Origin of the sequence: Rhodococcus sp. DK176, assembly GCF_038447315.2 — a bacterium.
Classification (GTDB): Bacteria; Actinomycetota; Actinomycetes; order Mycobacteriales; family Mycobacteriaceae; genus Rhodococcus_F; species Rhodococcus_F jostii_A.
The window spans coordinates 6,123,051-6,139,524 of sequence record NZ_CP118321.2 but is presented as its reverse complement, the minus strand read 5'-3'; the positions used below and the strand labels follow the sequence as shown (position 1 = coordinate 6,139,524).

Below are 16,474 nucleotides of genomic sequence, written 5' to 3'. Positions count from 1 at the left end.
AGGAGCTCGAAAGTGCCTACTCTCCAACGTGATGTCGCCATCGTCGGCGCCGGCCCGTCCGGCCTGGCCGCAGCCACCGCGCTGCGCAAGGCGGGGCTGTCCGTCGCGGTCCTGGAGGCGCGCGACCGCGTGGGAGGTCGGACCTGGACCGACACCATCGATGGCGCGATGCTGGAGATCGGCGGCCAGTGGGTCTCCCCCGACCAGACGGTGCTCATCTCGCTGCTCGACGAACTCGGACTCGAGACGTTCGACCGGTACCGCGAGGGTGAGTCCGTCTACATCTCCGCCTCCGGCGAGCGCACCCGCTACACCGGCGAATCCTTCCCCGTCGACGAGACGACCCGCAAGGAGATGGACCGGCTGATCCAGATCCTCGACGACCTGGCCGCGCAGGTCGGGGCCGAGGAGCCCTGGGCGCACCCGCTGGCCCGCGAACTGGACACGATCTCGTTCAAGCACTGGCTGATCGAGCAGTCCGACGACGCCGAAGCCCGCGACAACATCGGCCTGTTCATCGCAGGCGGCATGCTGACCAAGCCCGCTCACTCGTTCTCGGCGCTGCAGGCGGTGCTCATGGCCGCGTCCGCCGGATCGTTCTCACACCTGGTGGACGAGGACTTCATCCTCGACAAGCGCGTCATCGGCGGCATGCAGCAGGTGTCGATCCGGATGGCCGCCGCGCTCGGCGACGACGTCTTCCTGAACGCGCCCGTGCGCACCGTCCAGTGGAGCGAGAACGGCGCAGTCGTGCTGGCGGACGGGGACATTCGTGTGGAGGCGTCTCGCGTCGTGCTCGCCGTCCCGCCGAACCTGTACTCCCGCATCTCCTACGACCCGCCGCTGCCGCGCCGCCAGCACCAGATGCACCAGCACCAGTCGCTGGGACTGGTCATCAAGGTGCACGCCGTGTACGAGACCCCGTTCTGGCGTGAGGACGGTCTCGCAGGCACCGGATTCGGCGCGTCCGAGGTCGTCCAGGAGGTGTACGACAACACCAACCACGAGGACACCCGGGGAACCCTCGTCGCGTTCGTGTCGGACGAGAAGGCCGACGCGATGTTCGAACTGAGCGAAGAGGAGCGCCGCGCCACCATCCTCGGTTCGCTCGCCCGCTACCTCGGACCGAAGGCCGCCGAGCCGGTCGTCTACTACGAGTCCGACTGGGGCTCGGAGGAATGGACCCGGGGCGCGTACGCCGCGAGCTTCGACCTCGGTGGTCTGCACCGGTACGGGAAGGACACGCGGACGCCGGTCGGACCGTTCCACTTCTCCTGCTCGGACATCGCCGCCGAGGGCTACCAGCACGTGGACGGCGCCGTGCGGATGGGTCAGCGCACCGCCGCGGACATCGTCGCCCGCCTCGGCAAGTAGTCCCGTCCGATCATCGCCCGGCAGTCACGACTGCCGGGCGATGATCGCGAGCAGCAGTTCGGCGCGCACCCGCGCCACGTCCAGCCGGCAGTCGATCAACGACTCGATCCGCGACATGCGGCTGCGCAGGGTGTGCCGGTGCACGCCCATCGCCGCGGCCGCCGACTCCCAGTGCCCGTTCGCCTCGAGGAACGCCCGCAGCGATCCCAGCAGTTCCGTGCCGTTGGTGCGGTCGTACTCGTCGATCGGCGCGATCATCGTGTCCGCCAGCGAGTTCAGCACCTCCCGCGTCGAGCTGAAGGCGAGCAGCGCGCTGCCGGTGAGCGCCGCGAACTCCAACGGCTCGGCTCCCGCCTCGGCGGCCGACGCGGCGAGCTGGGACTGCTCGATCGCCGCCACCAGACCGGCGACCTCCCGCTTCCCGCTCAGCCCGGCACGGATCGCCTTCCGCGCCGGCGCGGACAGTCCGCGCAGCATCGCCCGCGCGAAGTCCACGTCGTCGGTGCCCCGCAGCAGAACGGTGACCCGCGTATCGTGGCGGCGCGAGAAGAGTTGCCGCCCGGCCTTGTTCATCGCGACCGCGACCGCCGACTCCACCCGTTCCGCGAGTGCCGGCGTCTCGGCCACGACCGTGAGTCCGCGGACCATCCCGTCGGCGTCCGCGGCGTGCCGAATCTGCGACCAGGCGGGCGCGAGGTCGCGGTCCTCGGTGAGCAGCAGGCCGAGGGCGTGCGAATTGAGCCGGTTCTGTGCGGTCCGGAGTCGCACCGGCTTCTCGAAATCCAAGGCGAGCAACGAGTTCGCGTGACCGAGCAGGATCTGGTCGACGTGGCTGAGCGCGGTGGGGCTGATCACGGCGAGGTGTCCGTGTGGTGTGCTGCCGACGCTGATCTGCTGCACCGTGATCGACGCGCCCGACCGTGCCAGCGACACGCTGCTCGACGCGCCGCCGGTGCCCGCCTCCAGCACTTCCCGCAGTTCCCCGAGTACGTCCTCCGCGGGCTGCGCCGGATGCGACTCCAGCACCCGGCCGGACAGGTCGAGGAGCAGGACGGTGGCCGACGTGGCGACGGCCAGCTCGCGCACAGTGGCACCGGTGCCGCCCTGGATGACGGCGCGGGTCATCCGCGGCTGCGCCCGGGACGCGCGCAGCACCGCCTCGTACTCCTGCTCCGCGAGTCGGTTCATGACCCGCTTGACCACGGCTGCGAACGGTGTCGGCAACGGCACCTCGAGCAGCGGCAGCCCGATCTCGTCGGCGACCGCGACCAGGTCCTCGGGCACCTCCGGATGTGAGAGACCGGTGCCGAACCCGACCGCCGCCACCCCGGCTTCACCGAGACCGCGCAGGTATCGGGCCCGGTCGGCGGCGGTCAACGGTAGCCGGATTCCGGTGGTGAGGAGCAGTTCTCCGCCGGAGAGCCACCGGAAGGGGTCCTGCAGTTCGGTGGTGTGGGCGAACGTGATCTCGTTGCCGAGACCGGCGGCGCCACCCTTCAATTCGAGAGCCAGGTCCGGCTGGGACAACATCCAGCGAACGGGAACGGTCATGTCGGCTCCTGCGCATTGCGGTCGGGTCCGTGCCACCCTGACCGGTCGGGATCGGGATAGCGCTGGACAAGTTGGCCAGCGGAGCACGGACGACTACTCCATTGTGTCAGACGTAGACCCTCGGGCGACGCCGAAACCCCACATTAACGAATTGAGTTCGTTTGACCCCTTGCGTACGGGACGCGCCCTCCGCATACTTAACGAATCCCATTCGCTAAGTGACCCACGTCTCACGCGGGCCGCCACCCGAGACACGGAGTTGTCGTTGACCCACCCCAGGAACCCCACGTGACCGCCGCAGTCCGCGTCCCACTGACACTCGGCCGCGGTATCGCCACGTTCAGCGTCTTCGTCGTCGGCTACATCACGGCCAATCTGATCCCGCTCATGATCATCGCGATGGTCGACGATCTCGGCATCACCCAGACCGTCGCCGGCGCCGTCCTCACCGGCTCCCTACTGGCCACCGCACTCGTCTGTCTCGCGACCACCCGGTGGGCGGCGGGGCGCTCGCGCCACCTGCTCGGCCGCGTCAGCCTCGTCGTGATGGCCGCGGGATTCGCCGTCGCCGCCACCGTCCACTCGGCGCCGATCGCGTGCGTCGCGATCATCGTCGGCGGGATCGGTGCCGGTGGCGCGGTCGCGGTCGGCGGGGCGGCCCTGGCCGCGCTGAACAATCCGAACCGGGTGTCCGGGATCAACGGGCTCGTCAACCGCACCGCGGTCACCGGGGTACTGGCACTGATCCCGATCCTCGGCCTGCACATGACCAATGCCTTCGGGATCGTCGCGGTGCTGGCGCTGGCGACGGTGTTCACGATCACCTGGCTGCCGTCCGCCCCCGCCGTCGTGGACGACTCGGCGAGCACCGCGCACACCCGAACCCCGTTGCCCGAGGGCGTCACCGAGAAGAAACTGGCCGTCGCCGGCTTCACCCTGCTCGTACTCTTCGCCGTCTGGGCGATCGGCGAGGACTCGCTGTGGGCGGTGTCCGGCATCATGGGCGCCGAACACGCAGCCCTGACGGAACAGCAGATGGGCCTGGCCCTGAGCCTCTCCACCGCGGGCGGCATCGGCGCCGCCCTCGTCCTCACGGCGCTCGGGTCACGCCTCGGCCGCACCGTCCCCACCGCCGTCCTCCTCGTGCTCGGCGCCGCCCTCAAACTGGGCTCGTGCCTGGCCACCGATTCGACGACGTATCTGGTGCTCATCATCGCCTGGAACACGGTGTACGCCGCGGCCTTCATCTACGTGGTCGCCATCGCGGCCGCGCTGGACTCGTCCGGCCGCTGGTCCGCCCCGCTCCTCGGAACGTATCTGGTGGGGTCCGCGTTCGCCCCGCTCTTCGGCACCCTCGTGACCGGCGCAGTCGGCTACGTCGCGTTCGGCGTCGTCCTCGCGGGCATCAGCCTCGTCCTGCTGGTGCCGATCGTGTCGATCGCCCGCCTGTCGACGCGCACCGAGCGCGCCTCCGCGGCACCCGGACAGGATCCCACTGCCCGGTACACCACCTCGGTCGTCGTCTGACGGAAAGAGAGAACACCATGAACACCGACACGACGACCCACTACCGCGGCGGCCGGATCTTCACCGCCGCCGAACCCGCCTGGGCCGAGTCGATGATCGTCCAGGGCGATCGCCTCACGTACGTCGGCGACACCGCGACCGCCGACACGCTGTCCGGCGACGCCCGCGTCGTCGAACTCGGCGGGGCCTTCGTCCTGCCCGGCTTCATCGACGCCCACACCCACCTGCTGATGATGGGCCAGGCCCTCCAGAAGCTGGACCTGCAGAGCGCCGCCGATCTGAACGACATCCAGGACCGCATCCGCCGATTCGCCGCCGAGAGCCCGGACGCACCCCGGCTCCTGGGACGCAGCTGGCTGTTTTCGGCACTCGACGGACACCCGCCGACGCGGCAGATGATCGACGCGGCCGAGGCCGACCGTCCCGTGTACCTCGATTCCAACGATGTGCACTCGGCGTGGGTGAACACGGCCGCGCTCCGCGAACTCGGCATCGACGCAGACACTCCCGACCCGATCGGCGGCCGGATCGAGCGTGATCCCGTCACCGGTGAGGCCACCGGCATGCTCTACGAGACGGCGGTGACCCAGATCGTGTGGCCCGCCCTCGCGAAGTTGGTCAGCGACACCGAGCGGGACGTCGCCCTCGCGGCCGCGTTCGAGCAGTATCTCGCGGACGGCGTCACCGGGGCGGTCGACATGGCGCTCGGCGCGGACGAGGTCGAGGCGCTCGAACGCGCACTGGCCGCAGGCGGGGGCACGCTCCCGCTCCGGGTGGCCGGCCACTGGCTGATCGAACGAACCGATTCGGACGAGGAGAACGTCCGCCAGGTGCACGAGGCGGTGGAGCACCACAGGCGACTGCAGGGTCCGTGGCTGCGGATCGCCGGGATCAAGATCATCATCGACGGCGTCATCGACAGCTGCACCGCGGCGATGAAGGAACCGTACTCGGACGGCACCAATGCCGAACCGATCTGGGACCTCGCCTCGCTGGCACCGGTGGTCGTCGCGGCGGATGCCGCCGGCCTCCAGGTGGCGCTGCACGCGATCGGCGACGAGGCGTCGGAGATCGCGCTCGCCGCGCTCGAACAGGCGATCGCCGCCAACGGGGTTCGCCCGCGCCGGCACCGGATGGAGCACCTGGAGACGATCACGAAGGACAATGTGGAGCGCCTTGCGCGCCTCGGGGTCGTCGCGTCGATGCAGCCGGTCCATGCCGATCCGGCGATCCAGGACAACTGGCGGGCGATGCTGGGCGACCATCGGGTCGAGCGGGCGTTCCCGTGGCCCGAGATGACCGCCGCGGGCGCCGTCCTCGCGCTGGGGTCCGACGCCCCCACGGCGCCGCATCCCCCGCTGCCCAACATGTACATCGCGACGACGCGTAAGTCCGCGATCGATCCGGCGCTCGCACCGAACCTGCCCGAGTACGCACTGCCGATGGCGGACGCGCTCGCGCACGCCACCCGCGACGCCGCCTACTCGTGCCGCTGGGACGATCTCACCGGTCAACTGGTGGCGGGCAAGGCCGCCGATTTCGTGGTCCTCGACGGGGATCCGTTCACCGCGGGCGCCGATTCCCTCCTCACAGCGCGGGTGCAGCTGACCGTGGTGGCCGGCTCCGTGTGCCACGAAGCGGAGGTGGCAGGCAGCCACCCGGTGTAGCCGACCCGGTCAGTCCCGTTCGGCTGCGGCGTCTTCCGTGACGCCGCAGCCGATCTGTTCACAGAACCCCAGCATGGCCGTGCGCGCGGCATCGACGGTGATGAGGCTGTTTCCGCCGACGATGTGCAAACCGTACGCATCCTCGAGGGCCACCAGATTCATTGCCGCCTGGTCGATGTCGCCGCGCACGGCGAACTCCCCCGCCGCGTGCCCGTCGCCGAGGATGGCGCGGTACGTCGCGAGCTGCCGCAGATACATCTTTTGGACCAGTTCGTCGTGCAGCGCCGAAGTGCCTGTCATGAAGTCGAATTCGTAGAGCAACCGCATCAGGGTGTCGTCGGGACCACTCGGCAGCCCGGCGTCGATGGCCGTCCGCAGCTTGGCGGCGTACGACGACTGCGCGGCCACCGCCTCGTCGCGCAGATCGCAGTAGCGCTCGGTGCCGGCCCGGTGCGCCTCGACGAGAAGCGAATCCAGATCGTCGAAGTAGTAGAGCAGCGCGCCGCGCGTCAGGCCCGCGCGCTTCGCGACATCGGTCAGGGACAGCGACCTGAGCCCGTGCGCGGATCCCGCCTGGAGCGTCGCCTCGATGAGTTCGGAACGCCGCTGCTTCTGAGTGTTCGGTCGCGCCATGCCGTTGACACTAGCCGACGTGATCTGTGACACTCGGCCCAGTTGTTTGACGGACCTGTCAAAAAACTATTTCCGGCCCTCCCCCTCCCCGAACGGACAGCTCATGGACCAGACCGCCCGGCCACCCACCGCCACTCCCCGCACCTACGAGGCCTCGCTCTCCCGGAGCATCGGCGTCGGCGGAAACATCCTGATCACCCTGTCGTCGATCTCCCCGGCGTCGAGCGTCTTCATCCTCGGCGGCTCGGCGCTCGCCCTGTTCGGCACCGGCGTGTTCTGGGCGTTCCTCATCGCCGGCATCGTGAGCATTCTCATCGCCTTCTGCTACGCCGAACTCGCCTCCGCGTATCCCGTTGCCGGCGGCGACTACTCGCTCGTGTCGCGGGCACTCGGACCGGCCTTCGGCGTCGCCACATTCTTCATCAGCCTCATCTCCCTGCCGCTGATCATCGCCGTCTTCGCCCTCGGGGTCGCCGACTACCTGGGCGTCGCGATCCACGGCCTGTCCCCGCAGCAGACCGCGCTCGTCGTGGTCGTGATCACCACCGTGACCGCGTGTTTCGACATCCGCACGAACGCATGGCTCACCGGCGTCTTCCTGGGCGTCGAGATGGCGGCGCTGGCGCTGCTCACCGTCCTCGGTTTCGTCCACATGGAACGGCCACTCACCAGCCTTCTCAGCCCGGAGGTCCTCGATCCGAGCACCGGCAACCTCGCGCCGCTGGCGATCTCCGGACTGATGCTGGCCGTCACCCAGGGGATCTTCGCGTACAACGGATACGGCGGCGCCGTGTACTTCGCCGAGGAGACCAAGAACGCCGCCCGCTCGATCGCGAAAGCAGTGATCTGGAGCGCCGTCATCACCGTCGCCACCGAACTCGTCCCGCTCATCGCGATCCTGGTGGGCGCCCGCTCGCAGACCGAACTCTTCGGTTCCAGCCTTCCCGTCGAGGCATTCCTCACCGAACGCGCCGGTCACGCCGTCGCCATGGTGGTCCTGCTCTCGATCGCCCTCGCCGTGATCAACGCGATCATCGCGATCACGCTGCAGGCGGGCAGGCTCCTCTACGCCGCAGCTCGCGATCGCGCTCTCCCCGAGACCGTCGCCGCGCCGTTGCAGACCGTCAGCACCAAGGGCCGCGTCCCCGTCCTCGCCACCGTCGTGATGGGCACCATCGCGTTCGCCGCGTGCTTCGTCCCGCTGGACGTCCTGCTCACCGCCACCGGGTCGACCCTGACGTTCACGTACCTGTTCATCGCGCTGGCCGCGATCAACCACCGCCGCGGCGGAGCCACCCGAACCGGCTACCGGATGCCGTTGTGGCCGCTGGCCCCGGGAATCTGCATCGCCGCACTCGGCCTCGTCTTCGTCGTCATGCTGCTCGACCCGGAGCAGTGGCTCAGCCTGGGCATCTCCCTCGGACTCGTCGCCGCCGGTTTCGTCTACTTCGCCCTGTACCTGCGACCGCGCAAGCACACCCACCTGCTGTTGCTGAACGCTGCACCCGAGGAGAACTGCTGATGCTCGACCTACTTCTGACCAACGGCGTCGTGCGCACGTTCGACACCACCGGCCGGGCCGAGGCCGTCGGCATCGCGGACGGCCGGATCCGGTACGTCGGAACCACCGAGGACGCACCCGCCGCCCGGCGCACCATCGACCTGCGAGGCAGGCTGCTCACCCCCGGCATCATCGACAGCCACAACCACCTGCTCCTCGGATTCGATCCCGACGCCGTGAGCCTCGAAGGCGCACACGACCTCACCGAGGTCCGGCGACGGATCGGCACGCACGCGGCCGCCCGCCCCGACCTCGACTGGATCTGCGCCGAGAACGCCGTCTACTCCGTGGTGACCGGGCGGCGACCGAACGCCGCCGACCTGCGCGGCCTCACGGATCGTCCGGTCTTCATCACCACCTACGACCAGCACTCGGTGTGGCTGAACGACGCCGCACTGCGGGTCCTCGGAATCGACCGCGGCACCCAGATTCCCTGGGGGCGGCCAGAATTCGACGACACCGGCGTACCCACCGGCTGGGTCACGGATTTCTATACCAGCGCGATGACGCGGGCCGGTCTGGCCGGTCTCCAACGCGACATCCCGATGTACTCCCCCGACCGCCGCTATCGCCGCATCACGTCCAGCTTGGAGATGGCGACCGCGAGCGGCATCACCACCGTCGTCGAACCACAGGTCCCGCTGGCCGAACTCGATCTGATGTATCGGGCCCGAGCCGAGGGACGGATGAACTCGCGGGTGATCACCGCCCTGTTCCACCCCGTCGGCGCCGACGCCGAGTTTCGCCGGGACCTGCGGGAGGCCGTCGACAGCGCACCCGTCGACGACATGCTGCGGCTCGGGCCGGTGAAGCTGTACGCCGACGACGTGATCGAACCGCACACCGCCGCCATGCTGTCCGACTACGCGAACCGGCCGGGGCACCGCGGCGCGCCCAGCCTTCCGCCGCACGAGTTCACCGCGATGCTCACCGAACTCGACCGCCTCGGCTTCCAGACGCACACCCACGCGACCGGCGACTGGGGTATCCGGCTGGCGCTCGACTCGATCGAGCACGCCGGCCGCGTGAACGGGACGGCCGACCGACGGCACGGCATCGTCCACGTCGAATGCCTCCACCCCGAGGACCTTCCCCGGTTCCGGGAACTCGGCGTCGTCGCGGCGATGCAGCCGCGGCACTGCTCTCCCGACCTCGTCGCGGGAACGTGGATGGAGAACGTCGGTGAGGACCGGTGGGACCGGGCGTGGCGGTTCCGTTCGCTCGCCGAGTCGGGGGCGGCGCTGGCGTTCTCCAGCGACTGGCAGGTCGGGGAGATGGATCCGCTCGTCGGCCTGTACTCGGCCCTGACCCGCTCGGGCCTGGACGGCCGCACCGACTGGACTCCGCGCGAGCGGATGGACCTGGATTCGGCGTTGCGGGCGTACACCCGGGGCGGCGCGTGGGCGTGGCACGCCGAGGACGAGCTCGGAGTGATCCGTCCGGGTGCCAGCGCCGACCTGGTCGTCTGGTCGGCGGACCTCTACGCGCTCGAACCCGGGCAACTGCTGGACCAGCGGGCCGACCTCACCCTCGTCGGCGGCGCGATCGTGCACGACGCCGACGCCGACGCCGACTCCGCGAGCGCCGGTGCGGACGTGCCGTTCGCCGGCTCCGGCGCGGCCGCGCACACCTGCTCGCACGGGTGACTTTCGGATTGGACAACTCGGCGCGGCGGGGGGCGCGTCTTTCACCATTTTGTCAGCTGCCCTCGGCTTGTGAGGCAGCGCACACTTGTTTTCAGATGTTCTGCAACTCCGGACCCCGGTCGGACTGTTCGACCGACGGTCCGTCCCGACCCACGAGTTTCGACCCACGAGTTTCGACCCCACGAGAGGAACCGGTACGAATGTCGATCGACGTACTCGAGAACTACATCAACGGTGAGTTCGTCGCCTCATCCGCGACAGAGACGCTGGACTTGATCAACCCCGTGGACGAGAGCGTCGTCGGGCGTGCGCCCGTCTCCACCAAGGCCGACGTGGATGCCGCCGTCGAGGCGGCCGAGCGGGCCTTCGTCTCGTGGGGCAAGACCACTCCGAGCGTCCGGCAGACCGCGTTGCTGAAGCTCGCCGACGCGATCGAGGCGCACAGCGACGAACTCGTCGAGGCGGAGTGCCGCAACACCGGGCAGCCCAAGCAGGTCATCGCCGACGAAGAGATCAAGGTGGGCGCCGATCAGCTCCGCTTCTTCGCGGGCGCGGCCCGGATGCTCGAAGGCAAGGCCGCCGGCGAGTACATGGACGGCTTCACGTCGTACGTGCGCCGCGAGCCGATCGGTGTCGTCGGTCAGGTCACCCCGTGGAACTACCCGTTCATGATGGCGCTGTGGAAGATCGGCCCCGCGCTCGCGGCAGGCAACACGATCGTGCTCAAGCCCAGCGACACCACCCCGAACAGCACGCTCGTCCTGGCCCGGCTGACCAAGGGGATCCTGCCGGACGGCGTCTTCAACGTCGTCCTCGGCAACGGTGAGACCGGCGCCACCCTCGTGGAGAATCCGGCCCTCGGACTGGTGTCGATCACCGGATCCGTTCGGGCGGGCATCGCCGTCGCCGTCTCCGCCGCACGCCAGCTCAAGCGCGCGCACCTCGAACTGGGCGGCAAGGCCCCCGCCATCGTCTTCGGTGACGTCGACATCGAGAAGACGGCGAGTGGCATCGCCGAGGCCGCCTTCTTCAACGGTGGGCAGGACTGCACCGCCGCCACCCGCGTCCTCGTCCACGAGTCCATCCACGACCAGCTCGTCGACGCGCTCGTCCGCAAGGCCGAGACGCTCAAGCCCGGCCTGCCGGACGACCCGGACACGTTCTACGGCCCGCTCAACAACGTCAACCATTTCAACGCGGTCAGTTCCAAGATCGCCGCGCTCCCCACCTCGGCCAAGATCGTCACCGGCGGAAAGCGTTCGGGAGAACAGGGATTCTTCTTCGAACCCACCGTGATCACCGGCGTCGACCAGCGCGACGACATCGTGCAGGAGGAGACGTTCGGTCCCATCCTCACCGTGCAGAGCTTCTCCGACGAGAAGGAGGCCGTCACCCTCGCCAACGACGTCCGGTACGGTCTGGCGTCGAGTGTGTGGACCAACGATCACGGCGTCACGCAACGGCTCTCGGCCGCACTCGATTTCGGTGCCGTGTGGATCAACTGCCACATCCCGCTCGTCGCCGAGATGCCGCACGGCGGATTCAAGTACTCCGGCTACGGCAAGGACCTCTCCGGCTACGGCGTCGAGGACTACACCCGCATCAAGCACGTCATGAGCTCCAACGACTGACGTCGCCCACCCCCTACCCATCCACGTCACGACCCTGAGGACTGCACCATCATGAACGACATCCAGTACCGGCTGCCGCAGAAGCGCGCCCTGGTCACCGAGCTCCCCGGCCCGAAGTCGGCGGCCCTCACCGCACGCCGCCGCGCCACCGTGGCCGCGGGCGTCGGCTCCAGCGTCCCCGTGTACGCGGCGGATGCCGACGGTGGTGTGGTCGTCGACGTCGACGGCAACTCCCTGATCGACCTCGGCTCGGGTATCGCGGTCACCAGCGTGGGCGCGTCCGATCCGGCCGTCGCCGAGGCGGTCCGGGAGCAGGTCGGGCACTTCACCCACACCTGTTTCATGGTCACCCCGTACGAGGGCTACGTCCGCGTGGCGGAGGAGCTCGCCGCCCTCACCCCCGGTGATCACGAGAAGCGCACCGTCCTGTTCAACTCGGGCGCGGAGGCGGTGGAGAACGCGATCAAGGTTGCTCGCCTCGCCACCGGCCGCGACGCCGTCGTCGCGTTCGATCACGCCTACCACGGTCGTACGAACCTGACGATGGCCCTCACCGCCAAGTCGATGCCCTACAAGGCTCACTTCGGTCCGTTCGCTCCCGAGGTGTACCGGCTCCCCATGTCCTACCCCTACCGGGACCAGGACGGACTGACCGGCGAGCAGGCCGCCCAGCGCGCCATCAGCCAGATGGAGAAGCAGATCGGCGCCGATTCACTCGCGGCGATCATCATCGAGCCGATCCAGGGCGAGGGCGGATTCATCGTTCCCGCCGAGGGATTCCTCCCCACCCTGGTGAACTGGGCCCGCGCCAACGGCGTCGTGTTCATCGCCGACGAGGTGCAGACCGGGTTCTCCCGCACCGGCGCCTGGTTCGCGTGCGAGCACGAGGAGATCGTCCCGGACATCATCACGATGGCCAAGGGCATGGCGGGCGGCATGCCGCTGTCCGCGATCACGGGCCGCGCCGAACTCCTCGACAAGGTGCACCCCGGCGGTCTGGGTGGCACGTACGGCGGCAACCCCGTCGCGTGTGCCGCCGCGCTCGCCGCGATCGACAGCATGCGGAAATTCGACCTGCCCGCTCGCGCACAGCACATCGGCGACCTGGCCCTGCCGCGGCTGAAGGCCCTGGCCGCCGACGTCGGTGTCATCGGTGACGTGCGCGGACGCGGCGCGATGCTCGCGATGGAGTTCGTCAAGCCCGGCACCGACGAGCCGGACGCCGAACTGACGAAGGCGATTGCCGCACATGCGCTCGAACAAGGTGTCATTCTGCTGACGTGCGGTACCTACGGAAACGTCATCCGACTGCTTCCGCCGCTGGTGATCAGCGACGACCTGCTCGACGACGCCCTGACCGTCATCGAGCAGATCGTGCGCTCGCTCGTCTGACCCGTGCGCCTTTTCGGTAGTCACCGCTACCGAAAAGGCGCACGAGCACGAAGTGCCCACCCCACGACCAGAGGAGACACCATGACCCGGACGACCACCGGCACGTTCCATCCTCTGGACCCGTTGGGGGCGGACGAATTCGCGAAGGCCGCGGCCGTCCTCGCCCGGGAACACGGGGTCGGGGACGGCTGGCGGTTCGCGTCGATCGAACTGGCCGAGCCGGCCAAGGCCGAGGTGTCGGCGTTCGACACGTCGGGCACCGTCCCGGACCGCCGGGCCGTCGTCGTGTGCTTCGACCGCAGCAGCGGAGACACCTATAAAGCGCTCGTCTCGCTCACGGGAGACAACGTGGTCTCCTGGGAGCACATCCCGGACGTCCAGGCGAATTTCACGGTGGACGAATGGGAAGAGGCGGACGCCTTCCTCCGCGGGCACCCGAACGTGATCGCGGCACTCGCGAAGCGCGGGATCACGGACATGAGCCTGGTGTTCATGGACGTGTGGACGTACGGCGACGCGGTGACCCCGGAGAAGTACAAGGGACGCCGGCTCGGCTGGTCGGACACCTGGGTGCGGGCAGCCGAGGGCGCCAACCCGTATGCGGGCCCGGTCAACGGTTTCCACTGCGTGATCGATGTCAACAAGATGGAACTGCTCGAGATCGAGGACACGTTCAGCGTCGAACGTCCCGAGGTCATGGGCGAGTACGTGCCCCGGCACATCCCGGAACGGATCCGCAACGCGAGCACCCGGCCGCCGTTGACACCATTGGACATCGTCCAGCCGGAGGGACCGTCGTTCACGCTCGAGGGCAACAAGCTCGAGTGGCAGAACTGGTCGCTGCGGGTGGGGTTCAACTACCGCGAGGGCATGACCCTGCACGCGGTGACGTACAACGACAACGGCCGGGTGCGCTCGATCGCGAACCGGATGTCGTTCGCGGAGATGGCGGTGCCGTATCGCGACACCAGCACCGATCACTACCGCCGCACCGCCTTCGACATCGGCGAGTGGGGCATCGGGTTCATGACCACGTCGCTGACCCTGGGCTGCGACTGCCTCGGTGAGATCCGGTACCTCGACGCCGTCCTCCACGACAGCCACGGTGTGCCGTTCACGATCGAGAACGCGATCTGTATCCACGAGGAGGACAACGCCGTCCTCTGGAAGCACGTCGACCACGACGCGGGCGCCGAGGTGCGCCGTATGCGGCGGCTGACGGTGTCGACGCACGTGACGGTCGCGAACTACGAATATCTCGTCTACTGGCGGTTCTACCAGGACGGCAACATCGAGTGCGAGGTCCGCGCCACCGGGATCATGGTGGTCAGCCATTTCCCCGAAGGCGGGGAGCACCCCAGCGGGACGCTCGTCGACAACCGCACGTACGCGCCGTTCCACCAGCACTTCCTGGTCGCCCGCCTCGATCTCGACGTCGATGGCACCGAGAACACGGTGTACGCGACCGAGACCGAGGTGGTGCCGATGGGCCCGGACAACCCTCTGGGTCTCGCGCTGCGCCAGAAGAACACCCCGCTGCGCACCGAACACGAAGGCCGCCAGGACTTCGACTGGCAGAGCCAGCGGGCGTGGAAGGTGGTCAACGACAACGTGACCACCGGGCTCGGCACCGCCCCCGCCTACAAGCTCGTTCCCGGCGGCGCGATACCGTCGATGTTCGACCCGGCGTCGCCGATCTTCCAGCGCACCGGTGCGATCGGCCACACCGTCTGGGTGACACCCAATTCACCCGACGAACGCTGGCCTGCCGGGGAATTCGTGAACCAGAGCAAGGTCGATCACGGACTTCCCGCCTGGACCGAGGCAAACCGCCCGATCGAGAACACCGACGTGGTGCTCTGGTACACGTTCGGTATCCACCACATTCCCCGGCCGGAGGACTGGCCGATCATGCCTGCGGACACCGTGTCCTTCTGGCTGAAGCCGGTCGGATTCTTCGACCGCAACCCCGCCCTCGACGTCGCCCCCACCCCGGAGGCGTGCGATCACCACCATTCCCACCACGAGGACTCCGATGACTGATTTCGAACGGCTCCGCGCCACCCTGCCCACCGGTCTGTGGATCGACGGTGCCCAGACCGACCCGATCGACGGCGGCACGTTCCCGGTCTACGACCCGGCCACGGGCACTCTCATCGCCGACGTCGCGGATGCGGGTGGCAAGGATGCGATGCGCGCACTGGACTCCGCCGCGGCGGTCCAGGAGGAATGGGCGGCGACCGCGCCGCGGCAGCGGTCGATCATCCTGCGTTCGGCGTGGGAGAAGGTCATCGAGCGCACCGACGACCTCGCGCTGCTGATGACGATGGAGATGGGCAAGGCACTGCCGGAGAGCCGCGGCGAGGTGAACTACGGCGCCGAGTTCCTGCGCTGGTTCAGCGAGGAAGCCGTCCGCATCCAGGGCCGCTACACCACGTCCCCGTCGGGCAGCGGACGGATCATGGTCACCAAGGTTCCGGTCGGACCCACCCTGGCCGTCACGCCGTGGAACTTCCCCCTCGCGATGGGCACCCGCAAGATCGGCCCCGCGCTCGCCGCAGGCTGCACGATCATCGTCAAGCCCGCCGAGGACACCCCGCTCACCATGCTGCTGCTCGCCGAGATCTTCGCCGAGGCAGGCCTGCCCGCCGGTGTGCTGTCGGTGCTGCCCGCGTCGAACGCCGCCGCCGTCACCGAACCGCTGCTCGCAGATCCGCGGCTGCGGAAGGTGACGTTCACCGGATCCACCCGGGTCGGCAAGATCCTCATCGAGCAGTCCGCACAGCAGGTGCTGCGCACGTCGATGGAACTCGGCGGCAACGCCCCGTTCGTGGTGTTCGACGACGCCGACATCGACGCCGCGGTCGAGGGCGCGATGGCCGCGAAGATGCGCAACGGCGGCGAGGCCTGCACCGCCGCCAACCGACTGATCGTGGCCAACTCGGTGCGCGAGGAGTTCACCACCAAGCTCACCGACCGGATCGCCGCGCTCACCGTCGGACCGGGCAGCGAAGAAGGAACCAACGTCGGCCCCCTCGTCAACGAGAAGCAGCGCCGCAACGTGGCGTCCCTCGTCGACGACGCCGTCGCCGCGGGCGCCCGGGTCCGCACCGGCGGCAAGTCCGTCGACGGTCCCGGTTACTTCTTCCAGCCCACCGTCCTCGACGAGGTGCCCGCGAACGCGCGCATCGTCCGCGAGGAGATCTTCGGACCCGTCGCCGCGATCACCGGTTTCGACACCGAGGCCGAGGGCGTCGCCGCCGCGAACGACACCGAATACGGTCTCGCCGCGTACATCTACACGCAGAACGTCGACCGTGCGTTCCGCGTCGCCGACAAGCTCGAGAGCGGCATGGTCGGCGTCAACCGCGGAGTGATCTCCGACGTCGCCGCGCCGTTCGGTGGAGTCAAGCAGTCCGGCCTCGGCAGCGAAGGCGGCACCGAAGGCATCGAGGAGTACCTCGAGACCAAGTACGTCGGCTTCGCGTAAAC

Annotated in this window: 11 protein-coding genes; 9 read left to right on the top strand and 2 right to left on the bottom strand. The window is 68.8% G+C overall.

Annotation, left to right across the window (positions count from 1 at the left end; translation table 11 throughout):
• Nucleotides 1-12 precede the first annotated feature (12 nt).
• The gene (locus PSR88_RS28495) at nucleotides 13-1,374 is read left to right on the top strand and encodes a flavin monoamine oxidase family protein (RefSeq protein WP_011597760.1); all 1,362 of its coding nucleotides are present in this window, start codon (nucleotides 13-15) and stop codon (nucleotides 1,372-1,374) included.
• Between the two features lie 24 nt (nucleotides 1,375-1,398).
• On the opposite strand, the gene PSR88_RS28490 is transcribed toward PSR88_RS28495, so the two are convergent.
• A complete protein-coding gene (locus PSR88_RS28490) occupies nucleotides 1,399-2,925 on the bottom strand; it encodes a PucR family transcriptional regulator (RefSeq protein WP_011597759.1) in 1,527 nt (508 codons plus the stop codon).
• Nucleotides 2,926-3,213: 288 nt separating this feature from the next.
• On the opposite strand from PSR88_RS28490, the gene PSR88_RS28485 reads away from it, so the two are divergent.
• The gene (locus PSR88_RS28485; protein ID WP_011597758.1) at nucleotides 3,214-4,452 is read left to right on the top strand and encodes an MFS transporter; all 1,239 of its coding nucleotides are present in this window, start codon (nucleotides 3,214-3,216) and stop codon (nucleotides 4,450-4,452) included.
• A gap of 17 nt (nucleotides 4,453-4,469) precedes the next feature.
• On the top strand, nucleotides 4,470-6,119 hold the full coding sequence (locus tag PSR88_RS28480; RefSeq protein ID WP_016883506.1) for an amidohydrolase: 1,650 nt from the start codon (nucleotides 4,470-4,472) through the stop codon (nucleotides 6,117-6,119).
• A 9-nt stretch (nucleotides 6,120-6,128) separates the two neighbouring features.
• Here the strand turns inward: PSR88_RS28480 and PSR88_RS28475 are convergent, their stop codons facing one another.
• Complete coding sequence (locus tag PSR88_RS28475; RefSeq protein WP_009478863.1) at nucleotides 6,129-6,752, bottom strand: TetR/AcrR family transcriptional regulator; 624 nt, start codon at nucleotides 6,750-6,752, stop codon at nucleotides 6,129-6,131.
• Between the two features lie 103 nt (nucleotides 6,753-6,855).
• Between PSR88_RS28475 and PSR88_RS28470 the strand changes: the two genes are divergently transcribed.
• From PSR88_RS28470 to PSR88_RS28445, 6 genes are all read left to right on the top strand, one after another.
• Nucleotides 6,856-8,274, top strand: coding sequence for an APC family permease (locus PSR88_RS28470; protein ID WP_016883507.1), 1,419 nt, complete (start codon nucleotides 6,856-6,858; stop codon nucleotides 8,272-8,274).
• Nucleotides 8,274-9,959: an amidohydrolase gene (locus PSR88_RS28465; protein ID WP_016883508.1), complete on the top strand. Its 1,686-nt coding sequence runs from the start codon at nucleotides 8,274-8,276 to the stop codon at nucleotides 9,957-9,959. Before PSR88_RS28470 ends, PSR88_RS28465 begins: the two co-directional genes overlap by 1 nt.
• Before the next feature lie 200 nt (nucleotides 9,960-10,159).
• A complete protein-coding gene (locus PSR88_RS28460) occupies nucleotides 10,160-11,590 on the top strand; it encodes a gamma-aminobutyraldehyde dehydrogenase (protein ID WP_011597753.1) in 1,431 nt (476 codons plus the stop codon).
• Nucleotides 11,591-11,641: 51 nt separating this feature from the next.
• Nucleotides 11,642-12,982: a 4-aminobutyrate--2-oxoglutarate transaminase gene (gene gabT / locus PSR88_RS28455; protein WP_005238605.1), complete on the top strand. Its 1,341-nt coding sequence runs from the start codon at nucleotides 11,642-11,644 to the stop codon at nucleotides 12,980-12,982.
• A gap of 81 nt (nucleotides 12,983-13,063) precedes the next feature.
• Nucleotides 13,064-15,025, top strand: a complete 1,962-nt coding sequence (locus PSR88_RS28450) for a primary-amine oxidase (protein WP_016883509.1) — start codon at nucleotides 13,064-13,066, stop codon at nucleotides 15,023-15,025.
• The gene (locus PSR88_RS28445) at nucleotides 15,018-16,472 is read left to right on the top strand and encodes an NAD-dependent succinate-semialdehyde dehydrogenase (protein WP_011597751.1); all 1,455 of its coding nucleotides are present in this window, start codon (nucleotides 15,018-15,020) and stop codon (nucleotides 16,470-16,472) included. Before PSR88_RS28450 ends, PSR88_RS28445 begins: the two co-directional genes overlap by 8 nt.
• The last annotated feature ends 2 nt before the right edge of the window (nucleotides 16,473-16,474 follow it).